This window comes from Pseudomonas sp. BS-2016, assembly GCF_001806145.1.
Lineage (GTDB): Bacteria > Pseudomonadota > Gammaproteobacteria > Pseudomonadales > Pseudomonadaceae > Aquipseudomonas > Aquipseudomonas lundensis.
Genome location: NZ_MLCT01000014.1, coordinates 41,894 through 63,673, shown reverse-complemented (window position 1 = coordinate 63,673; position 21,780 = coordinate 41,894). Strand labels below are relative to the sequence as shown.

The 21,780-nt window shown below is 59.1% G+C and carries 21 protein-coding genes and 2 pseudogenes; 7 read left to right on the top strand and 16 right to left on the bottom strand.

Annotated elements, in window-relative coordinates; genetic code table 11:
* A pseudogene (locus BKD70_RS05515) lies at positions 1-421 on the top strand (hypothetical protein); the annotation flags it as partial.
* 114 nt (positions 422-535) lie between these two features.
* On the opposite strand, the gene trxB reads toward BKD70_RS05515, so the two are convergent.
* Positions 536-1,498: a thioredoxin-disulfide reductase gene (gene trxB, locus BKD70_RS05510; protein WP_047273390.1), complete on the bottom strand. Its 963-nt coding sequence runs from the start codon at positions 1,496-1,498 to the stop codon at positions 536-538.
* Positions 1,499-1,810: 312 nt separating this feature from the next.
* On the opposite strand from trxB, the gene cysZ reads away from it, so the two are divergent.
* Positions 1,811-2,560 carry a sulfate transporter CysZ gene (gene cysZ, locus BKD70_RS05505; RefSeq protein ID WP_047273389.1) on the top strand — a complete coding sequence of 250 codons (750 nt, stop codon included), beginning with the start codon at positions 1,811-1,813 and terminating at the stop codon, positions 2,558-2,560.
* A gap of 40 nt (positions 2,561-2,600) precedes the next feature.
* Positions 2,601-3,815 (top strand): glycosyltransferase family 1 protein, encoded by a 1,215-nt coding sequence (locus BKD70_RS05500; protein WP_080960298.1) that lies wholly within the window; start codon positions 2,601-2,603, stop codon positions 3,813-3,815.
* Here the strand turns inward: BKD70_RS05500 and BKD70_RS05495 are convergent.
* Together BKD70_RS05495 and BKD70_RS05490 are read right to left on the bottom strand one after the other, a co-directional pair.
* Positions 3,812-4,294, bottom strand: coding sequence for a glutathione peroxidase (locus BKD70_RS05495; RefSeq protein ID WP_047273387.1), 483 nt, complete (start codon positions 4,292-4,294; stop codon positions 3,812-3,814). The genes BKD70_RS05500 and BKD70_RS05495 overlap by 4 nt on opposite strands.
* A gap of 132 nt (positions 4,295-4,426) precedes the next feature.
* Positions 4,427-4,912: a peptidylprolyl isomerase gene (locus BKD70_RS05490; protein WP_047273386.1), complete on the bottom strand. Its 486-nt coding sequence runs from the start codon at positions 4,910-4,912 to the stop codon at positions 4,427-4,429.
* Here BKD70_RS05490 and BKD70_RS24105 point away from each other — a divergent pair.
* From BKD70_RS24105 to BKD70_RS05480, 3 genes and pseudogenes are all read left to right on the top strand, one after another.
* Positions 4,911-5,227, top strand: a pseudogene (locus tag BKD70_RS24105) (DUF3565 domain-containing protein). The gene BKD70_RS05490 and the pseudogene BKD70_RS24105 sit on opposite strands and share 2 nt — an antisense overlap.
* A 60-nt stretch (positions 5,228-5,287) precedes the next feature.
* Positions 5,288-7,387: a phosphate acetyltransferase gene (gene pta / locus BKD70_RS05485; protein ID WP_047273385.1), complete on the top strand. Its 2,100-nt coding sequence runs from the start codon at positions 5,288-5,290 to the stop codon at positions 7,385-7,387.
* The gene (locus BKD70_RS05480) at positions 7,388-8,293 is read left to right on the top strand and encodes an acyltransferase (RefSeq protein ID WP_047273384.1); all 906 of its coding nucleotides are present in this window, start codon (positions 7,388-7,390) and stop codon (positions 8,291-8,293) included.
* Positions 8,294-8,356: 63 nt separating this feature from the next.
* Here the strand turns inward: BKD70_RS05480 and cysN are convergent, their stop codons facing one another.
* The 3 genes from cysN to BKD70_RS05465 all read right to left on the bottom strand — a co-directional run bounded on the left by cysN (position 8,357) and on the right by BKD70_RS05465 (position 12,141).
* Positions 8,357-10,255 (bottom strand): sulfate adenylyltransferase subunit CysN, encoded by a 1,899-nt coding sequence (gene cysN, locus BKD70_RS05475; protein WP_047273383.1) that lies wholly within the window; start codon positions 10,253-10,255, stop codon positions 8,357-8,359.
* A 9-nt stretch (positions 10,256-10,264) separates the two neighbouring features.
* Complete coding sequence (gene cysD, locus BKD70_RS05470) at positions 10,265-11,182, bottom strand: sulfate adenylyltransferase subunit CysD (RefSeq protein WP_047273382.1); 918 nt, start codon at positions 11,180-11,182, stop codon at positions 10,265-10,267.
* A gap of 200 nt (positions 11,183-11,382) precedes the next feature.
* Positions 11,383-12,141, bottom strand: coding sequence for a Nif3-like dinuclear metal center hexameric protein (locus tag BKD70_RS05465; protein WP_047273381.1), 759 nt, complete (start codon positions 12,139-12,141; stop codon positions 11,383-11,385).
* A 101-nt stretch (positions 12,142-12,242) separates the two neighbouring features.
* Here BKD70_RS05465 and algW point away from each other — a divergent pair, with 101 nt between their 5' ends.
* Positions 12,243-13,397 carry a Do family serine endopeptidase AlgW gene (algW, locus tag BKD70_RS05460; RefSeq protein WP_047273380.1) on the top strand — a complete coding sequence of 385 codons (1,155 nt, stop codon included), beginning with the start codon at positions 12,243-12,245 and terminating at the stop codon, positions 13,395-13,397.
* Positions 13,398-13,461: 64 nt separating this feature from the next.
* Here the strand turns inward: algW and hisC are convergent, their stop codons facing one another.
* The 10 genes from hisC to BKD70_RS05410 all read right to left on the bottom strand — a co-directional run bounded on the left by hisC (position 13,462) and on the right by BKD70_RS05410 (position 21,517).
* On the bottom strand, positions 13,462-14,514 hold the full coding sequence (gene hisC / locus BKD70_RS05455; RefSeq protein WP_047273379.1) for a histidinol-phosphate transaminase: 1,053 nt from the start codon (positions 14,512-14,514) through the stop codon (positions 13,462-13,464).
* Between the two features lie 2 nt (positions 14,515-14,516).
* Positions 14,517-15,842, bottom strand: a complete 1,326-nt coding sequence (gene hisD, locus BKD70_RS05450) for a histidinol dehydrogenase (RefSeq protein WP_047273378.1) — start codon at positions 15,840-15,842, stop codon at positions 14,517-14,519.
* Positions 15,843-15,990: 148 nt separating this feature from the next.
* Positions 15,991-16,626, bottom strand: a complete 636-nt coding sequence (gene hisG / locus BKD70_RS05445; RefSeq protein WP_047273377.1) for an ATP phosphoribosyltransferase — start codon at positions 16,624-16,626, stop codon at positions 15,991-15,993.
* Positions 16,627-16,807: 181 nt separating this feature from the next.
* Positions 16,808-18,073: a UDP-N-acetylglucosamine 1-carboxyvinyltransferase gene (gene murA, locus BKD70_RS05440; RefSeq protein WP_047273376.1), complete on the bottom strand. Its 1,266-nt coding sequence runs from the start codon at positions 18,071-18,073 to the stop codon at positions 16,808-16,810.
* 31 nt (positions 18,074-18,104) lie between these two features.
* A complete protein-coding gene (locus BKD70_RS05435) occupies positions 18,105-18,344 on the bottom strand; it encodes a BolA family protein (RefSeq protein ID WP_003439919.1) in 240 nt (79 codons plus the stop codon).
* Between the two features lie 114 nt (positions 18,345-18,458).
* Positions 18,459-18,764, bottom strand: coding sequence for a lipid asymmetry maintenance protein MlaB (locus BKD70_RS05430; RefSeq protein WP_047273375.1), 306 nt, complete (start codon positions 18,762-18,764; stop codon positions 18,459-18,461).
* A complete protein-coding gene (locus BKD70_RS05425) occupies positions 18,761-19,432 on the bottom strand; it encodes a phospholipid-binding protein MlaC (protein ID WP_047273374.1) in 672 nt (223 codons plus the stop codon). The genes BKD70_RS05430 and BKD70_RS05425 overlap by 4 nt, the downstream gene beginning before the upstream one ends.
* Positions 19,433-19,443: 11 nt before the next feature.
* Positions 19,444-19,911, bottom strand: coding sequence for an outer membrane lipid asymmetry maintenance protein MlaD (gene mlaD, locus BKD70_RS05420; protein WP_047273373.1), 468 nt, complete (start codon positions 19,909-19,911; stop codon positions 19,444-19,446).
* Complete coding sequence (gene mlaE / locus BKD70_RS05415) at positions 19,911-20,708, bottom strand: lipid asymmetry maintenance ABC transporter permease subunit MlaE (protein WP_047273372.1); 798 nt, start codon at positions 20,706-20,708, stop codon at positions 19,911-19,913. The genes mlaD and mlaE overlap by 1 nt, the downstream gene beginning before the upstream one ends.
* Positions 20,708-21,517 carry an ATP-binding cassette domain-containing protein gene (locus tag BKD70_RS05410; RefSeq protein WP_047273371.1) on the bottom strand — a complete coding sequence of 270 codons (810 nt, stop codon included), beginning with the start codon at positions 21,515-21,517 and terminating at the stop codon, positions 20,708-20,710. The genes mlaE and BKD70_RS05410 overlap by 1 nt, the downstream gene beginning before the upstream one ends.
* Between the last annotated feature and the right edge of the window lie 263 nt (positions 21,518-21,780).

Sequence of the window (21,780 nt, the reverse complement as noted above, 5' to 3'; positions counted from 1 at the left end):
CTTCAATGCCATTCTGGACCCGCTGGGGCTGCAAGGCCCAAACGATCCGCCCCATGAAGGGTTGCACACTTTCCGCAATGCCCGGGCCGGCCTGCACCGGCGTTTGCGTGAGAAAGAGGTGGGCTGGGTGTACGCATTTTTCTGGTACGTCTACCACGTCATTACCTTCTGGACCCTGCCCAATCGCCTGGTCGAGTGGGAAATCAAGCGCATCGACAAAACCGGCCGCCGCGCCCTGCCTCAGGCCATGATCGACTGGTCGCAACCCCTTCCCGTGGAGCTACGGGCCAAGCCCAGCAACACCTTGGTGCGGCTCAGCGCCAAGGTGCGCACCCTGAGAAAGCAATACCCGCGACATGACATCACCGAGATTTTCGCGCACGTGTATCGCGCTGAGCGGCAGGCGTCGGACAACACATGAACGATTGGTCTTAACGTGTACAACCAAAAATGCCCGCGTCGTGAGAGGCGGGCATTGAGGTAAACCGGGCAGCGGGGGTTAAAGCCCCACTGAGCCCTGTCGTTCAGGCGGCTATCAGAACTCGGCGTTCTGCAGGCCGTCCAGGTAGCGCTCGGTGTCCAGTGCTGCCATGCAGCCCGCACCGGCCGATGTGATGGCCTGGCGGTACACATGGTCCGCGACGTCGCCGGCCGCAAACACACCTTCGATGCTGGTCGCGGTGGCGTTGCCTTCGCGGCCGCCCTGCACAACCATGTAGCCATCCTTGAGTGCCAGCTGACCTTCGAACAACGCGGTGTTCGGGGTGTGGCCAATGGCGATGAACACGCCGTCGACCTTGATTTCATCAAAGCTGCCGTCGTTGTTTTTCAGGCGCGCGCCGGTCACACCCATGTTGTCGCCCAGTACTTCGTCCAGGGTCGCGTTCAGTTTGAGTTCGATCTTGCCTTCGGCCACACGGGCGTTGAGCTTGTCGATCAGGATCTTCTCGGCGCGGAAGGTTTCACGACGGTGGATCAGTGTCACCTTGCTGGCGATATTGGCCAGGTACAGTGCTTCTTCCACAGCGGTGTTACCACCGCCCACCACGGCGACCGGCTTGTTGCGGTAGAAGAAACCATCGCAGGTCGCACATGCCGAAACGCCTTTGCCCATGAACGCCTCTTCGGACGGCAGGCCCAGATAACGGGCGCTGGCGCCGGTGGCGATGATCAGGGCGTCACAGGTGAACGTGCCGCTGTCGCCTTTGAGGGTGAACGGTTTGTTCTTGAGGTCCACTTCGTTGATGTGGTCGAACACGATCTCGGTTTCGAAACGCTCGGCGTGTTCGCGCATACGCTCCATCAAAGCCGGGCCGGTCAGGCCGTGAACATCACCCGGCCAGTTGTCGACTTCGGTGGTCGTGGTCAATTGACCGCCCGCCTGCATGCCCGTGATCAGCAGTGGCTTGAGGTTGGCGCGGGCCGCATAGACAGCAGCGCTGTAACCGGCAGGGCCGGAACCCAGAATAATCACTCGCGAATGACGTACTTCAGACATGACTCACTCCTATGACCGCCCGCATCACACCGGGTCGGAACGCCGCTAGAACGGCTGGAATAAAAAGGGATCGCGAAGGTGTACAGGCTAGACCTGAAACGCGTCGATCCTGAAAAATTGTGGGTGCAGCGTATCGAGGTGGCAGAGATTAAGGAAATACGGTTTAACAATCCAGCTCATAGCAGGTCTCAATGAGATCACCGGCGTCCCTAGGGCGCCTTTGTAACAGTTATTGTCGATCCCGAACCAAGGCTTTCGCGGCGTCTATAAAGCCGCTAAGGTCGCCCGGTTTCCCACTGCCCGGAGCCCACTATGCCCGCCCCTGTTCTTTCTGGCCCGCAGTACTTGCGCGAAGGCCTCAAGCTGGTACTTAGCCCTGGCCTGCGCGTGTTTGTGCTATTGCCCCTGCTGATCAACCTGCTGCTGTTCGTCGGCCTGATCTATTTTGCCGGCCATCAATTCAGCCTCTGGGTCGATACGTTGATGCCCTCGCTGCCCGACTGGCTGAGTTTTCTCAATTACGTGCTCTGGCCGTTGTTCGTGGTGCTGGTGGCGCTGATGGTGTTTTTTACTTTCACCCTGCTGGCCAACATTATTGCCGCCCCGTTCAATGGTTTTTTGTCTGAAAAAGTCGAAGTCGTGGTGCGCGGCAGCGATGATTTTCCCGCCTTCAGTTGGGGCGAATTGATCGCCATGGTGCCGCGTACGCTGGCCCGTGAAATGCGCAAATTGGGGTATTTCCTGCCTCGCGCCCTGGCGTTGATGGTCCTGTCGTTTATCCCGGTGTTGAACTTGATCGCCGCGCCCCTGTGGTTGGTATTCGGGATCTGGATGATGGCCATCCAATACATCGACTACCCGGCGGACAACCACAAGCTGGGCTGGAACGAGATGCTGGCCTGGCTGCGTGAAAAGCGCTGGCAGAGCATGAGTTTTGGCGGGATTGTTTACCTGGTGTTGCTGATCCCGGTGGTCAACCTGCTGATGATGCCCGCCGCCGTGGCCGGCGCCACGCTGTTCTGGGTGCGTGAACGCGGGGAAGATGCGCTCCAGAGCCGCTGACAGATTCATAAATCCATCATCACCGTGAAACATCGACGTCATGGCTCCGCCCGACACTGGAGTCATGACCACTGCCCTTCGCATCGCCCTCATCACTGAAACCTTCCCACCCGAAATCAACGGCGTGGCCCATACCCTTGGCCATCTGTATGAAGGATTACGCGCGCTGAATCACCACGTGGAGCTGATACGCCCGCGGCAACACGTGGATGGCACGCAGCGCAGCAATGAGCACCTGATGCTATGCCGCGGCTGGCCAATCCCTCGCTACCCCGGCTTGCAATGGGGCATGACCTCTGCCCGGCGCTTGAGCAAACGCTGGCAGCTACAGCGGCCGGACGTGGTGTACATCGCCACGGAAGGGCCGTTGGGCCTGTGTGCGTTGCGGGTAGCGAGGCGTTTGGGAATTGCCGTGGTCAGCGGTTTTCACACCAACTTCCAGCAGTACACCCATCCGTACGGCTGGGGTTTCATCACGCGTGCCCTGACCCATTATTTACGCTGGTTTCATAACCGTTGTGCGCTGACGCTGGTGCCCAGCACCAGCCAGCGTCTTGAGCTGGAGCGCAGGCACTTTGAGCGTGTGCACCTGCTCAGCCGGGGGGTCGACAGCCGACGCTTCAACCCGTCCAGGCGCCAACAGGCCTTGCGTCAAAGCTGGGGGCTGCGTGAGGACGACATCGCGTTACTGCACGTGGGACGGCTGGCCCCGGAAAAGAATCTCGGCGCGCTCAAGCGGGGTTTGCAGGCATTGGAAGCGCGATACCCTTCGCGACGTTTCAAATTGATCATCGTCGGAGACGGCCCCAAACGGGCTCACCTCGAAGCGTCGCTGCCCGAAGCGATCTTTTGTGGCATGCAGTGCGGGGAGGCGCTGGCCGAACATTACGCCAGTGGGGATGTGTTTTTGTTTCCGAGCATGACCGAAACCTTTGGCAACGTCGTACTCGAAGCCCTGGCGTCGGGGCTGGGCGTGGTGGCGTATGACGAAGCCGCTGCGGGCTTGCACATCCGCCAGGGCTATAACGGCGTGCTGGCCATGACCGGGGATGAACATGCGTGGACGCAAGCCGCGTGCTGGCTGCTGGAAAATCCGGAAACCCTGCGTACTGTGCGCCTGAATGCGCGCCAGCATGCCAGCCGTCAGGGCTGGCCCGCCATCATCAGGCAGTTTGAGGGGTTGCTGTACAGCGCGTGTCACGGCCAGACCGGCACCCAGGCGGTGCCGGTTCCCGTCGCGGTGAAAAAGCCTTAAGCCAGCGCTTTTTCAATCGCCTGAATAACCGTGGGGTCATCCGGTGGCGTACGCGGGGAAAACCGCGCCAACACCCGACCGTCCTTGCCCATCAGGAATTTTTCGAAGTTCCAGGTGATCTCGCCCGGGAACTCGGCGCCTTCGCCTGCCAGCAAGCGATAGAGCTGGTGACGTTCCGGGCCATTGACGTCAAGCTTGCTACTCATCGGGAAAGTCACCCCGTAGTTCAGGCTGCAGAACGCCTGAATATCTTCCCCGGTGCCCGGCTCCTGCCCGGCAAACTGATTGCAGGGCACGCCCAGCACACTGAAGCCTTGCTCGCGGTATTGCTGATACAGGTTTTCCAGCGCTGCGTACTGAGGCGTCAAGCCGCACTTGGAAGCCACGTTCACCACCAGCACGACGCGGCCCTTAAGGCCGGCCAGGGGCAATTCATTGCCGTCGAGGGCGTCCAGGGTAAGGTCGTGAAAAGCACTCATGACGGACTCCAAAATCTCGGGATCGGGTTCAGGCAATCGCTCCGGATGCCGATCGCCGTAGGCTGTACAGATGAAAAAAGGCGCCCGCAGGCGCCCTTCTCTGGCTCGCTCAACAGAGCGTAGCAGCCGTCATCAGTGCTGATGACCGCCTTCGCCGTGTACGTGGCCGTGAGCAACTTCTTCTTCGCTCGCGTCACGAACAGCAACAACTTTCACTTTGAAGTTCAGACGCTGGCCAGCCAACGGGTGGTTACCGTCAACCGTCACGTCGTCGCCGTCCAGGTCACGGATGGTCACGATTTGCATCTGGCCGTCCGGCGCCGAAGCGTGGAACTGCATGCCTACTTCCAGTTGGTCAACGCCTTCGAACATGCTGCTGCTCAACGTGCTGACCAGCTCGGCGGAGTACTCGCCGTACGCGTCTTCAGGCTCTACGGAAATTTCCAGCTCGTCACCGACTGCTTTGCCTTCCAGGGCCTTTTCCAGACCTGGAATGATGTTACCTGCGCCTTGCAGGTAAACCAGCGGCGCGCCACCGGCGGAGCTGTCGATGACCTCACCAGCGTCGTTGGTCAGGGTATAGTCGATGGAGACAGCCTTATTGGCGGCGATCGTCATGGGGCGAGACCTTTTGCAAAAATATTGAGGGCGCAAGTTTAACCAAGCAAACGCTCGAAAGCGAACACAACGAAACACAACCAAGACCAACGGATACCTTTGAAAAGTTCAACAATCATTGGATGGCGTCAGGACGAAGAGGCACATTGGGTGGTCGTACTGTCCTGTGGCCACACTCAACACCAGCGCCATCAACCGCCCTGGCAATCGCGGGCCTGGGTGCTTGACCCCGAACAACGCGACGCAAAAATAGGTCAGCCCTTTACGTGTGGCTGGTGTGCTCAAGCGGCGGATAGCGCTAATCTTGGCAATTGATTCAGGCACATGACCCGTTCGGCGGGCGTGCCCTTGCACTGCTCACGTCAGGAAGCTCGCATGCAAACTTTCTTTATTGCCCCCACTGATTTTGGTGTGGGCCTGACTTCTATCAGCCTGGGGCTGGTGCGCACACTGGAGCGTGCCGGCCTGAAAGTCGGCTTTTTCAAGCCAATTGCCCAGCCGCACCCCGGCGATGTCGGCCCGGAGCGCTCGACCGAACTGGTCGCCCGCACCCACGGGCTGAAACCGCCACAGCCATTGGGGTTGGCGCACGTTGAGCGGATGCTGGGCGATGGCCAACTGGATGAACTGCTCGAAGAAATCATCAGCCTCTACCAGCAAGCCGCGGTCGGCAAAGACGTCCTGATCGTCGAAGGCATGGTTCCGACCCGCAGCGCCAGCTATGCCGCCCGGGTCAACTTGCACTTGGCCAAGAGCCTCGATGCAGAGGTGATCCTGGTGTCGGCGCCCGAGAATGAAGTGCTGACCGAACTCTCGGGCCGTGTCGAATTGCAGGCTCAACTGTTTGGCGGCCCCAAAGACCCGAAAGTCCTCGGTGTGATCCTGAACAAGGTACGCACTGACGAAAGCATGGAAGACTTCGCCGCGCGCCTTAAAGAACACTCGCCCCTGCTGCGCACCGGTGACTTCAAGTTGCTGGGCTGCATCCCGTATCAGCCCGAACTCAACGCGCCGCGCACCCGTGACGTGGCCGATCTGCTGGGTGCCAACGTGCTGAATGCCGGGGACTACGAGACCCGGCGCATGTCAAAAATCATTTTGTGCGCCCGCACCGTGCTCAACACCCTGCAATTGCTCAAGCCCGGTGTGTTGGTGGTAACCCCGGGGGATCGCGACGACATCATTCTGGCGGTCAGCCTGGCGGCGATGAACGGGGTGCCGCTGGCCGGGTTGCTGCTGACCAGCGACACCCAGCCCGACCCGCGCCTGATGGAATTGTGCCGCGGCGCCCTGCAAGCGGGTCTGCCCGTGCTGTCGGTCAGTACCGGTTCGTATGACACCGCCAACCGCCTGAACAATCTGAACAAGGAAATCCCGATTGATGACCGCGAACGTGCGGAAATCATCACCGATTTCGTGGCCAGCCACCTGGATGCCAAATGGTTGCACCAGCGTTGCGGCACGCCGCGCGAAATGCGCCTCACCCCTGCCGTGTTTCGCTATCAACTGATCCAGCGTGCTCAGCAAGCCAACAAACGTATCGTCTTGCCTGAAGGCAGCGAACCGTTAACCGTACAGGCGGCGGCGATCTGTCAGGCACGCGGCATTGCACGTTGTGTGTTGTTGGCCAAGCCTGACGAAGTCCGGGCGGTGGCCAAGGCCCACGGTATTGAACTGCCGGACGGGCTGGAAATTCTTGACCCCGACGTGATTCGCGATCGGTATGTCGAGCCGATGGTGGCGTTGCGCAAAACCAAAAGCCTCAATGCCCCGATGGCTGAACAGCAGCTCGAAGACCCGGTGGTGATCGGCACCATGATGTTGGCGCTGGACGAAGTGGACGGCCTGGTGTCCGGGGTCATTCACTCCACTGCCAACACCATCCGCCCGGCCCTGCAATTGATCAAGACCGCACCCGGCTGCACGCTGGTGTCGTCGGTGTTCTTCATGCTTTTCCCCGAGCAGGTTCTGGTCTACGGCGACTGCGTGATGAACCCGCACCCGTCGGCGGCTGAACTGGCCGAAATCGCCCTGCAAAGTGCCGACTCTGCGGCAGCGTTCGGCATTACACCGCGGGTGGCGATGATCAGTTATTCCAGTGGCGACTCGGCCAGTGGTGAAGAGGTCGAAAAAGTCCGTGAAGCCACCCTGCTGGCGCACGAATCACAACATGCCCTGTTGATTGACGGCCCGTTGCAATATGACGCCGCAGCCAATGAGGACGTGGCTCGACAACTTGCCCCCAACAGTCAGGTTGCCGGGCGTGCCACCGTGTTTGTGTTCCCCGACCTCAACACCGGCAACACCACCCACAAAGCCGTGCAACGCAGCGCTGATTGCGTCAGCCTCGGCCCCATGCTGCAAGGCCTGCGCAAACCGGTGAACGACCTTCCCCGCGGCGCTCAGGTCGACGACATTGTGTACACCATCGCCCTCACGGCGATTCAAGCCGCCAACCGACCTATGGATGTGTAAATGCTGGACTCCCTGCCTGCGCCGTTACGCGGCGTGATTGCTTCCCTGCTGCTGGCGATAAACACCATCGTGTGCTGCACGCCGCTGTTCGTGGTGGCCATTTTCAAACTGTGCCTGCCCTTTGCAGCCGCCCAGCGCTGCACCGACTGGCTGATGCGCCATATCCACGAAGCGTGGGTCAGCAATAACAAACGCTGGATGGACCTGCTGGGGCAGACCCGCTGGCAGATCAAGGGGCTGGAGGGGCTCGATTACGAGCATTCGTACCTGGTGACCAGCAACCACCAGAGCTGGGTCGACATCATGGTGCTGCAATACGTGCTCAATAAACGCATCCGCCCGCTGAAGTTCTTCCTCAAGCAGGAGTTGATCTGGGTGCCGGTGATTGGTTTGGCGTGGTGGGCGCTGGGTTTCCCGTTCATGAAACGTTACTCCAAGGCGTACCTGGCCAAACACCCCGAGAAAAAAGGCGCCGATCTGGCGACCACGCGCAAAACCTGTGCGAAGTTTAAAAACCAGCCGGTCGGCATTTTCAACTTCGTGGAAGGCACGCGTTTCACCGAAGCCAAGCATGGGCAGCAACAATCACCGTTTCGCTACCTGCTCAAACCCAAGGCGGGTGGTATTGCCTTTGTGCTGGACGCCATGGGCGAGCAACTGAAATCCATCGTCAACGTGACCATTCACTACCCCGGCGGGCGCCCCGGGTACTGGGATTTGCTGTGCGGCAACGTGCGCGAGGTCGTGGTGGTGTTTGAAGAGTTGAGCATTCCGGCTGAGTTTCTGGGGCGCAACTACGATCAGGATGCCGAGTACAAATTGGCATTTCAGAGCTGGATCAATCAATTGTGGGAAGACAAAGACCGCCTGCTGGGCGAGTTGCATCGCGAATACCCCAAAAGCTGATTCGCATGCAGATAGACAAAAGCCCGCCACCGATCTCTCGGCAGCGGGCTTTTTCAGTGCGGCTTAAATCGCGCCGCGTTGACGCAACAGGTCCAGCACCAACTTGACGCCTTCATCAACCGTCAGCGCCTGCGTGTTCACCACCAGGTCTGCATCGAGCGGAACGTCATACGGGAAGGACTCACCCGGAATATTGTCACCACCCGCTGCGTACAACCCTTGTGGATCACGTTCGGCGCATACGGCAGGTGACGCCTGCACATACACGGTGATCAGGCGATCATCGCCAATCAACGCTTTGGCCTGATCACGGCCTTGTGCGTCCGGCGCCACAAAGGCGGCCAGCGTCAGCAGACCCGCCTCATTGAACTGGCGCGCGACATGGGCCGCACGACGCCAGTTTTCTGTGCGTCCGGCGCGGTCTTGTGCCAACCCCTTGTTCAAGTCATGACGCAGGTTCTGGCCATCCAGCACAAACACCGCACGCCCCATGTCGAACAACTTGCGCTCAACGGCATAGGCCAGCGTGCTTTTACCCGCGCCCGACAGGCCGCTGAACAACACGGTCGCCGGTTGCTGACCGAAGCGTTGCGCACGCTCTTGAGTCGTCACGTGAGCCAGCTCGCCATGATGGCCAGTGCTGCCATGGCTGACCGGCTGGGCAACGATCATGCCTGCGCCCACGGTGCCATTGGTCAGGCGATCAATGATGATGAACGAGCCCGTGGTGCGGTTGCTGTCGTAACCGTCCAGCGCAATGGGTGCGTCGAGGCTGATCTTGACCTTGCCGATTTCGTTCAGTTGCAACGCGCTGGCCGGGCCTTCTTCCAGTGTGTTGACATCGACCTTGTTGATGATGCTCGCGATGGAGCCCGGCACGTAGCTGGTCGCGCGCTTGATGTCGTACTTTTTGCCCGGCAGCATGGGTTCTTCGGCCATCCACACCAGCATGGCGTCGAAGGTATCAGTCACCGGCGGTACGCTGTCGGCGTGTACCAGCAAGTCACCACGCGAAATATCGATCTCGTCTTCCATGGTCAGGGTGATCGCCTGACCCGGCCCGGCGTGCTCCAACTCACCTTCAAACGTGACGATGGATTTGACCCGGCTGCTCTTGCCCGATGGCAATACCATCACTTCATCGCCCTTGCGCACGATGCCGCTGGCCAGCGTGCCGGCAAATCCCCGGAAGTTCAGGTTGGGACGGTTGACGTATTGCACGGGGAAACGCAGGTCGGTCAGGTTGCGGTCGGCCGCCACCTCGACGGTTTCAAGAATTTCCATCAACGATTGGCCGGTGTACCACGGCGAACGCTCGCTTCTGTTCACCACGTTGTCGCCCTTGAGCGCCGACATCGGAACAAAATGCAGGCTGCTCGGCTTCATCTTCAAGCCTTCGGCAAACTTCAAGTAGTCCGCCTTGATCGACTCGAAGACGCCTTCGTCAAACCCTTTGAGGTCCATCTTGTTGATGGCGACCACGATGTGTTTGATGCCCAGCAACGACGCGATAAAGCTGTGGCGGCGCGTCTGGGTTTGCACGCCGTAACGGGCATCCACCAAGATAATGGCCAGATCACAGGTCGATGCGCCCGTGGCCATGTTGCGGGTGTACTGCTCATGGCCCGGGGTGTCGGCAATGATGAATTTGCGCTTGGCCGTGGAGAAGTAGCGGTAGGCCACGTCAATGGTAATGCCCTGTTCGCGCTCGGCTTGCAGGCCATCCACCAGCAGCGCCAGGTCGATGTCATCGCCCGTGGTACCGCTTTTTTTCGAATCGCGGGTAATGGCTTCCAGGTGATCTTCGTAGATCATCTTGGAGTCGTGCAGCAAGCGCCCGATCAGGGTGCTTTTGCCGTCATCGACGTTGCCGCAGGTCAGGAAGCGCAACATCTCTTTGCGTTCGTGCTGGCCCAGGTAGGCGAGGATGTCCTCGCTGATCAAATCAGATACGTGCGACATGACAACCCCTTAGAAATAACCTTGACGTTTTTTATCTTCCATGGAGCCTGCGCCATCGTGATCGATGACTCGGCCCTGGCGCTCGGAAGTTCGCGTCAGGAGCATTTCCTGGATGATGTCGGTCAGGCTTTCAGCCTCCGATTCCACCGCGCCGGTCAGCGGGTAGCAACCCAGCGTACGGAAACGGACTTTCTTCTTGACGATGCGCGCCTTGTCTTCGTCAGACAGGTGCTCAAGGATGCGCTCGTCATCGATCATGATCAGGGTGCCGTTTTTCTCGATGACTTCACGCTCAGCGGCGAAATACAGCGGCACAATCGGAATGCCTTCGAGGTAGATGTACTGCCAGATATCGAGTTCGGTCCAATTCGACAACGGGAAGACGCGGATCGATTCGCCCTTGTTAACGTTGCCGTTGTAGACGTTCCACAGTTCAGGCCGCTGGTTCTTCGGGTCCCAGCGGTGTTTGCTGTCACGGAACGAGTACACGCGCTCTTTGGCGCGGGATTTTTCTTCGTCGCGGCGTGCGCCACCGAAGGCCGCATCAAAGCCGTACTTATCGAGCGCCTGTTTCAGGCCCTCGGTTTTCATGATGTCCGTGTGCTTGGCACTGCCATGGGTAAACGGGTTGATGCCCTGCGCCACACCGTCCGGGTTGACGTGAGTGATCAAGTCCAGGCCCAGCTCGGCGACCATCTTGTCGCGGAAGCGGTACATCTCCTGGAATTTCCACTGCGTGTCGACATGCATCACCGGAAACGGCAGCTTGCCAGGGAAAAAAGCCTTGCGAGCAAGGTGCAGCATCACGGCGGAATCTTTACCGATCGAGTACAGCATTACCGGGTTATCGAACTCGGCAGCCACCTCGCGGATGATGTGGATGCTTTCCGCCTCCAGCTGTTTCAGGTGCGTCAGTTTGTCGACCATGGCTACTCACGAAAGCTATCTTATGAACGGCCTGCGGGCCGTGTTCGAGCGGAGAATGCTAGCACAGCACCTTCTTATATTGAGGGCGCCAACTAGATCGAAAAAGTCTAAGAATAGATCGCGGGGTTTGGGCTGAGCGCCACTGAAAAAGCGCTGCAGGCTGTCAGAAACCTGCAGCGACCGCGCCTGTCAGTGAGCGGCTAGATCGGGTTGGGGCAATCGATGAACAGGTGCTCCAGGGCAAAACGTCGGGCGAGGTAATCACCCAGCGCTTGCACGCCATACCGCTCGGTCGCGTGATGCCCGGCAGCAATGAAGCTGATGTCGTTTTCACGGGCGCTGTGAAAGGTCTGCTCGGACGCTTCGCCGCTGAGGTACAGGTCAACGCCGGCCTGGACGGCTTGATCGATGTAACCCTGCCCGCCTCCGGTGCACCAGCCGACACGCCGTATCATTGGGCTGCCTTCTATCACCAGTGGTTCGCGCCCCAGTACGTCTTGCACCCGTCTGGCAAAGTCCCGCGCCGTCATGGGCTCAGCCAACGAGCCCACCAGCCCTACCACTTTGGCATTGTCGGGATCCAGCGGCCCTTCAACGGTGATGTCCAGTTGCCGCGCCAGTTGAACGTTGTTGCCCACGTCCGGGTGCAGGTCGAGCGGCAAGTGGTAGGCCAACAAGCTGATGTCGTGCTTGAGCAGGGTTTTAAGGCGACGCTGCTTCATGCCGGTGACGCACGGGTCTTCACCTTTCCAGAAGTAACCGTGATGCACCAGCACCAGATCGGCCCCGGCCTCCACAGCCGCATCCAGCAAGGCTTGACTGGCCGTCACGCCGCTGACGATGCGCAGCACTTGCGGCCGCCCCTCAACCTGCAAGCCGTTGGGGCAGTAATCACTGATTGCAGCGCAATTGAGGTATCGATTTGCTTCTTCGACCAGCGTGCTCAAGGCGACGGCCATAAAAGACTCCTAAATATAGCGTTCAGAGGCGCGCAGCCCTCGTATAATGGCCGCCATTATGGGCCGTCATGGTGGCTCTGCAACCTTCAGGACTTAGTTCAATGCTCAAGGCTTTGCGTTTCTTTGGCTGGCCACTGCTGGCCGGCGTTCTTATCGCTTTGCTGATTATTCAGCGCTACCCGCAATGGGTCGGGCTGCCGAGTCTGGACGTTAATCTGCAACAGGCGCCGCAAACCAATTATGCGCAGCAAGGGCCGGTCACCTACGCCGATGCGGTGGTGCGCGCCGCGCCAGCCGTGGCCAACCTGTACACCACCAAGGTGGTGAACCGCAACGCCCGCCCCTTGTTTGAAGACCCGCAGTTCCGTCACTTTTTCGGCAACAACGCCCCCAAGCAAAAACGCATGGAATCGAGCCTCGGCTCGGCGGTATTGATGAGCCCCGAAGGGTATTTGCTCACCAATAACCACGTGGTGCTGAACGCCGACCAGATCGTCGTGGCCCTCAAGGACGGGCGTGAAACCCTGGCCCGAGTGATCGGCAGCGACCCGGAAACCGACCTGGCGGTGCTCAAGATTGATCTGAAAAACCTGCCGGCCATTACCATTGGTCGCTCCGACAGCCTGCGCATCGGTGACATTGCACTGGCAATCGGCAACCCGTTCGGGGTCGGCCAGACCACGACCATGGGCATCATCAGTGCCACCGGCCGTAACCAGCTGGGGCTGAACAACTACGAAGACTTCATCCAGACCGATGCAGCGATCAATCCGGGTAACTCCGGCGGCGCACTGGTGGACGCCAATGGCAACCTGACCGGCATCAACACGGCTATTTTCACCAAATCCGGCGGCTCTCAAGGTATCGGCTTTGCCATCCCGATCAATCTGGCGATGGAGGTCATGAAATCGATCATCGAACACGGCCAGGTGATTCGTGGCTGGTTGGGGATTGAAGTGCAACCGTTAACCCCGGACCTGGCCGAATCGTTCGGCCTGAGCGGTCGTCCGGGGATTGTCGTGGCGGGGATTTTCCGTGATGGCCCGGCGCAAAAAGCGGGTCTGCAGCTGGGTGATGTGATTCTGAGCATCGATGGCGCCCCCGCCAGCGACGGTCGTCGCTCAATGAACCAGGTGGCGCGAATCAAGCCGTCGGAGAAAATCAGCATTCAAGTGATGCGTAATGGCAAAGAGCTGAAACTGACGGCCGAAGTGGGCTTGCGTCCACCACAGGAACAGCCGCCGCAGCAGGAATAAACGCACTTCGTACGGCCGCTGCCCTGGTGACACTCACGTCATGGGCAGCGGCAATACTGTCTGATTAAACGCCTGACAACCCTTCAATCAGCGCTGCGTTCTGCTCCGGCGTGCCGATGGTGATGCGCAGGAACTGGTCGATTCGTAGTTGCTTGAAGTGGCGCACGATCACACCTTGTGCACGCAACTTGGCGGCCAGCGCCGCGGCATCGTGCTCCGGGTGGCGGGCGAAGATGAAGTTGGCCGCTGACGGCAGCACCTCAAACCCCAGCCCCTCAAGTTGCCCGACCAGCTGTTCACGGCTGTCGATGACGGCCTTGCAGGTCTGCTCGAAATAGTCACGGTCCTCGAACGCCGCAGCTGCACCGACTATCGCCAGGCGGTCCAGCGGATAGGAGTTGAAGCTGTTTTTGATGCGCTCCAGCGCCTCGATCAGGTCGGGATGCCCTACCGCGAGCCCTACCCGCAGACCTGCCAGCGAGCGGGATTTGGACAGGGTTTGGGTCACCAGCAGGTTCGGGTAACGATCCACCAGGCTGATTGCCGTCTGCCCGCCAAAGTCGATGTAGGCTTCGTCGACCACCACCACCGAGTCCGGGTTGGCGTTGAGTATCTGCTCGATCGCTTCCAGCGCCAGCAGGCAACCGGTCGGCGCATTCGGGTTCGGGAAGATGATGCCGCCATTGGGTCTGGCGTAATCGGTCGGCTGGATCTGGAACTGTGCATCCAGCGCTACGGACTCGAACTCGATGCCGTACAGCCCGCAATACACCGGATAAAAGCTGTAGCTTATGTCCGGAAACAACAACGGCTGGTCGTGCTGAAACAAGCCATTGAAGACATGGGCCAGCACTTCGTCCGAGCCATTGCCCAAAAACACCTGACGCGGCTGCACGCCGTAATAGCTGGCCACCGCCTGCTTGAGCAAGTCGCTGTTCGGGTCCGGGTACAACCGCAGGTTGTCATTGAGCTCGGCCTGCATGGCCGCAAGGGCTTTGGGCGAAGGGCCGTAAGGGTTTTCGTTGGTGTTGAGCTTGACCAGTCGGGTCAGTTTCGGCTGCTCGCCCGGCACGTAAGGCACCAGGTCTTTAACAAAAGAACTCCAGAATTTGCTCATGCTTATTGCCCCTTTTTGTCAGCAATAATCCGGTACTCGGCACTGCGGGCGTGGCCGGTCAACGACTCGCCACGGGCCAGGACCGAAGCCGTCTTGCCCAACTCGGAAGCGCCTTGTTCGGAGCAAAAAATGATCGATGAACGCTTCTGGAAGTCATAGACCCCCAACGGCGAGGAGAAACGCGCCGTGCCCGAGGTCGGCAACACATGGTTAGGGCCCGCGCAATAATCACCCAGCGCTTCTGAGGTGTGACGACCCATGAAGATTGCACCGGCGTGGCGAATCTGCGGCAACCACGCCTGGGGATCGGCAACCGACAACTCCAGGTGTTCCGGGGCGATACGGTTGGCCACGTCGATGGCCTGCTGCATGTCGTCCACCAGAATCAGCGCGCCACGGCCATTGATTGAGGTGTTGATGATCTCGGCGCGCTCCATGGTCGGCAACAGTTTGGCAATGCTGGCGGCGACCTTGTCGAGGAACGCGGCATCGGGGCTGACCAGAATCGCCTGAGCGTCTTCGTCGTGCTCGGCCTGGGAAAACAGGTCCATGGCAATCCAGTCAGGGTCGGTCTGGCCATCACACACCACCAGAATCTCCGACGGCCCGGCGATCATGTCGATACCGACCTGACCAAACACGTGGCGCTTGGCAGTGGCGACATAAATGTTGCCCGGCCCGACGACTTTGTCGACTTTCGGTACGCTTTCGGTGCCATAAGCCAGTGCGGCAACCGCCTGCGCGCCGCCGATGGTAAATACCCGGTCCACGCCCGCAATGCAGGCGGCAGCCAGCACCAGTTCGTTGAGTTCACCCCGCGGGGTCGGCACGACCATGACCACTTCGGTTACACCGGCCACCTTGGCCGGGATCGCGTTCATCAGCACCGACGACGGGTACGACGCCTTGCCGCCCGGCACATACAAACCGGCACGGTCCAGCGGCGTGACTTTTTGCCCGAGCACCGTGCCGTCGGCTTCGGTGTAGGTCCAGGAGTCCTGCTTTTGCTTTTCGTGGTAGCTGCGCACTCGCTGGGCGGCTTTTTCCAGCGCCTCGCGCTGCTCGGCGGTGATGCGGGTCAAGGCCAGTTCCAGGCGCTCACGAGGCAGGATCAGATCCGCCATCGAAGCCACTTCCAGGCCGTCGAAGCGCTGGGTGAATTCCACCAGCGCCGCATCGCCACGCTCACGCACTGCCTTGATGATGTCGAGCACGCGCTGGTTGACCGAGTCGTCAGACACACTTTCCCAGCTCAGCAGATGATCCAGATGCTGCGCGAAATCCGGATCAGCAGCGTTGAGACGGCGAATTGCAGTGGGAGCGGTCATAGCGAGGGCCTCGGTAATTGGCGAATGCTTAGAATTCAGGATATTGCACAGCTCAGGCACCGCAAGACTACCAAGCCATCCGCGCGGGTACCTGAGATTTCTGGCTTTTACACGGATAGATGGGCGCGCCCGGAGACGCGCGGGTGAGTCAGCCGCGGTGTCGGGATTCCACTGCTTTGCGCAGGGTATCGATCAGGGCTTGAATGCGGGCGTGCTGCATTTTCATGGAAGCCTTGTTAACCACCAGGCGAGAGCTGATGGCGGCAATGAAGTCCTGGGGTTCCAGGCCATTGGCGCGCAAGGTGTTACCGGTATCGACCACGTCGATGATTTTGTCGGCCAGACCGATCAGCGGTGCCAGCTCCATCGAGCCATACAGCTTGATGATGTCGACCTGACGGCCCTGTTCAGCGTAATAACGCTTGGCCACGTTGACGAACTTGGTCGCCACGCGCAGGCGGCCTTTAGGCTCGACGGCACCCACGGCACCGGCTGTCATCAGCTTGCACTGGGCAATGCGCAGGTCCAGTGGCTCATACAGGCCCTGACCGCCGTACTCCATCAGTACGTCTTTACCGGCAACGCCCAGGTCGGCGGCGCCATGCTCAACGTAAGTGGGTACGTCAGTGGCGCGCACGATCAGCAAACGTACGTCTGGCTGGGAGGTCGGAATGATCAGCTTGCGGCTTTTGTCCGGATTCTCGGTCGGCACGATGCCCGCTTCAGCCAGAAGCGGCAGGGTGTCGTCAAGGATACGGCCCTTGGACAATGCAATGGTCAGCATGGGAAACGTAAGTCCTTATCAGGGTACTTATGCCCGGGCGCAATCGGCGCCGGACAAACGTCGAGCCTGATAATCAGGCTCGACTTGAACGATTCGAGGCCAGGTAAGGTAACGCGTCAACACCGTTACGTCACCTGGCGGCTGGACACAGTCCGTGTGCCCTGATGCCTGTTACCAAAAACTAGCCCGGAACGCGGCGGATTTTGGCACCCAGCATTTGCAGTTTTTCTTCGATGCACTCGTAACCACGGTCTATGTGGTAAATGCGGTCGATCAAGGTATCGCCTTCGGCCACCAGTGCCGAAATCACCAGGCTGGCCGACGCACGCAGGTCGGTGGCCATCACAGGCGCGCCCTTGAGTGTTTCAGTGCCGGTCACGATGGCCGTGTTGCCTTCGACCTGGATCTTGGCGCCCATGCGGTGCAGTTCGTACACGTGCATGAAGCGGTTTTCGAAGATGGTCTCGATCACGGCGCCGGTGCCTTCAGCAATGGCGTTCAACGAGATGAACTGTGCCTGCATGTCGGTCGGGAATGCCGGGTAAGGAGCGGTACGCACATTGACGGCCTTTGGACGCTTGCCGTGCATGTTCAGCTCGATCCAGTCTTCGCCGGTGGTGATCTCGGCGCCCGCTTCCTTGAGTTTCTCAAGCACGGCTTCGAGGATGGTCGGATCGGTGTCCTTGACCTTCACGCGGCCGCCGGTCACGGCAGCAGCCACCAGGTAAGTACCGGTTTCGATACGGTCCGGCATCACGCGGTAAGTGGCAGAGTGCAAACGCTCAACACCATCGATGGTGATGGTGTCGGTACCCGCACCGCTGACCTTGGCGCCCATGGCGTTCAGGAAGTTGGCCAGGTCAACCACTTCAGGTTCACGGGCCGCGTTTTGCAGAACGCTGCGGCCTTTGGCCAGTGCTGCGGCCATCATGATGTTTTCAGTACCGGTCACGCTGACGGTATCGAAGAAGAAGTTGGCGCCACGCAAGCCGCCTTCGGGCGCCTTGGCCTTGATGTAGCCGCCTTCAACGTCGATCACCGCGCCCATGGCTTCAAGGCCGCGGATGTGCAGGTCAACCGGACGCGAACCGATGGCGCAACCGCCAGGCAACGCCACTTCAGCTTCACCGAAACGGGCAACCATCGGGCCCAGTACCAGGATCGAAGCACGCATGGTCTTAACCAGTTCGTACGGGGCGATCAGGGTTTTGATGGTATTCGGGTCGATTTCGACCGACAGCTTCTCATCGATCACCGGCTCAATGCCCATGCGGCCGAAGAGCTCGATCATGGTGGTGATGTCATGCAGGTGCGGCAGGTTGGCCACGGTCACCGGGCCATCGCACAGCAGGGTCGCAGCCAGAATCGGCAGGGCAGAGTTTTTCGCCCCGGAAATGCGGATCTCGCCATCTAGACGGGCACCGCCGGTAATAATCAATTTATCCATAACAATCTCGACGCCAATGGGCTCAGGGGGCTCAGGTGCGCTCGGCCCAGGCCGCGCTGCTGAAGAATTTCATAGTGACCGCATGGATGCTGCCATCAGCGATCCACGGGTTCAAATGGGCATAGATGCTTTGTTGACGTTTCACCGGGCTCAAGGCCACCAGTTCGTCACTAATCACGTTCAGCTGAAAGTTGCAGCCTTCGCCCTCAACTTCTACCTGGGTTCCAGGCAGCTTTCCCTCAAGAAAGCTCTTCACTTCTACGGCCTGCATGCTCAACCTCAATCGGCGCCCAACGCGCGCGGGTCGGCCATCATACAAAAAAGCCCCGCGCCTGCGAACCCCGCTGAACAGGACTCTGACGGGGGGCTTCTCTATAAATGGCGATTAATGATGTGCCAATAGCTCGGTCAGGCCCGAAACCTGAGCGATTTCGCGCATGTCTTCAGGCATGGCACGAATGCTCAATGGCTTGTTCAGGGCTTGTGCGTCACGGATAAAACACAGCAGCAACGACAAACCGACGCTGCTGGATTTGGTGACGGCCGAGCAATCCACCACAAGGGATTTGGCCAGCGCTTTTTTGATCAGCGCCTGGCCTTCCTTACGTAAGCGGGGGCCGGTCTGGTAGTCAAGCACGCCACTGAGGCGCAGCTCGCTTTCACCGGCCAGGGTCACGGCACCCTCACTCATTTGTCGATGGCCTTGTCAGTCTCTTGCTTGACCTTGGCCACTTCGCCAGCCCAGTTATCAATGGTCTTATCCAGATCGTTGCCGTTTTTCTGCATGGCATCGGCGAATTGATCACGGAACAACTTGCCGATGTTGATGCCATTGACGATCACGTTACGTACTTTCCACTCGCCGTTCACCTTGTTAAGGGTGTAGGACAACGGGTAAGTCGCGCCGTTATCGCCTTTAACGATCATGTCAACGCTAGTGCGATCGCACTTCTTATCACCGGTGGAATCGTTGCATTCATTCTTGGGCGGGCTAACAGTGATGCCCTGGTTTTTGAACTCCAGCAAGGCATTGCCGTAGAACTGCATGAGGCTGCGCTTGAAGTTCTCTTGGAACCGCTGCATTTGTGCTGGCGTTGCCTTGCGCGAGTACTTGACGGTCATGATGCTTTTGGAGATGCCTTCCACATCCACCGCGGGCCCGACAATAGTGTTCAGGGCATCGTAAAACTTGCTCGGGTTTTGTTTGTATTGCTCTTTGTTGGCCGTCAGGTCAGCCAGCAAACGTGTGGTGGTGTCTTGAACGATGTCGTGGGCCGATTGCCCCGGTGCTGCATTCGCCATCAGAGGAAGTGCGGCCGCCAAAACAACCAGCAGGCCACGGCGCAAGAGAGAAATCATCGAAACACTCCTTATTTGGCGTCTTTGCTAACGGTATTGAGCAGGAACTTGCCGATCAGGTCTTCCAGAACCAGTGACGACTGGGTGTCGTGAATAGTTCCGCCGTTCTTGAGCAGCTCATCCTCCCCGCCCACGCTAATACCGATGTATTTCTCACCCAGCAGGCCTGCCGTGAGAATAGACGCTGTCGAATCCACCGGCAGGTTATCCACGTCTTTTTCGATCTGCAGCGTGACGCGGGCCGTGAAGTTGTCACGGTCCAGGTCGATCGCGGTCACCTTGCCGATGGTGACGCCCGCCATGGACACCTTGGCGCGCACGGTCAGGCCGGCAATATTGTCGAAGTAGGCATACAGCTTGTAGGTGTCACTGCTGGCGGTCGGGGACAGTCCACTGACCCGTAGGGCGAGCAACAGCAAAGCCAGGATGCCAGCCAGCAGGAACAGGCCGACACCGATTTCCATGGTGCGGTTTTGCATCAGAAATCTCCAAACATCAAGGCGGTCAAAATAAAGTCCAGCCCGAGTACAGCCAATGAGGCATACACCACGGTCTTGGTAGTGGCACGGCTGATCCCCTCTGAAGTGGGCTCGCAGTCATAACCTTGAAACACGGCAATCCAGGTCACTACAAAGGCAAAAACGATGCTTTTGATGATCCCGTTAAGCACGTCACCGGTGAAGGTCACGCTGTTCTGCATATTGGCCCAGTAGGAGCCGTCATAGACCCCCAGCCAGTCCACCGCCACCCACGAACCGCCCCAAATCCCGACCACGCTGAAAATCATGGCCAGCACAGGCAGAGAAATGAACCCGGCCCACATCCGCGGCGCAATGATGTATTTCAGCGGATCGACACCAATCATTTCCAGGCTGGACAGTTGCTCGGTCGATTTCATGTTGCCGATTTCAGCGGTCAGTGCAGACCCGGCCCGACCGGCGAACAACAGCGCGGTCACCACCGGCCCCAGCTCACGCAACAGGGTCAGGGCCACCATCTGCCCCACCGCCTGCTCCGAGCCATAGCTGGACAGGATGCTGAAGCCTTGCAGCGCCAGCACCATGCCGATGAAGACGCCGGAAACCACGATGATGACCAGAGACATGACACCCACGGAATGCAGTTGCTTGAGCAACAGCCCAAACCCGCCGCCGATTCCGCCGCGCCCCAGCAATGCGTGAAACAGGAAAATCGTCGAACGCCCCAGTACCGAGACCATGTCGATCCCGGCCCGGCCGAACAATCCGACGCGGTCCAACATTGATTGTTTGCGCATCAGCGCTTCCCCAGAAGATCGGTTCGGTAGTCCGACGCCGGAAAGTGAAACGGAACCGGACCGTCGGGATCGCCAGTCATGAACTGACGGATGCGCGGGTTATCGGCATTCATCAACTCTTGCGGCGTACCCTGCCCCAGCACCTGACCATCGCCCACTACGTATAAATAGTCGGCAATGCTCGCTGTTTCGGCCAAATCGTGAGAAACCACAATACTGGTGATGCCCAATGCGTCATTCAGCAGACGGATAAGGCGCACCAGCACCCCCATGGCAATGGGGTCCTGGCCGACAAACGGTTCGTCGTACATCAGGATTTGCGGATCCAGCGCGATGGCGCGAGCCAGCGCCACACGGCGTTTCATACCGCCAGACAGCTCGTCCGGCATCAGGTCAATGGCTCCGCGCAACCCGACCGCCTGCAACTTGAGCAGCACGATGTCGCGGATCATTTCTTCCGGCAGCTCGGTATGCACGCGCAGCGGGAAGGCAACGTTTTCGAATACATCCAGATCGGTAAACAGGGCGCCGCTCTGAAACAGCACGCCCATATGCTTGCGCGCGTCGAACAGATCGCTGCGCGACAGGGTCGGCAGGTTCTGGCCGTTGACCCACACTTCGCCGTTGCTGGGACGCAGTTGCATGCCCATCAAGCGCAACAGGGTGGTCTTGCCGCAGCCGGACGGACCCATGATCCCCGTGACTTTGCCACGCGGGATACGAATATCGACGTTATTGAAAATGCTGCGCGAACCGCGCTTGAAGGAAACTCCCTTCAGCTCGACCGCGTAGGCGTTATCGGCACTCATCTAAACTCCTTGCGATGCAGCCTCTGCCTCTAACCGGACATCAAGCTTCTTTTCAGGAAGCGCGCGTTCCTTGAGCGGGCCGAACTGGCGGCGAACTATATCACTGCTGTTACTGACCGCCAAAGGCCGAAGGAGTGCCCATTCAGGTTAAGGACAGTGAAAAATGAGTAAATCATCCTAAAGTCCAGTAGAGCTTTGTTGCATGAGACAACAAAGCATGACGAACACACGTGAGGGAATTGCTCAGAACCGCTATAATCGCC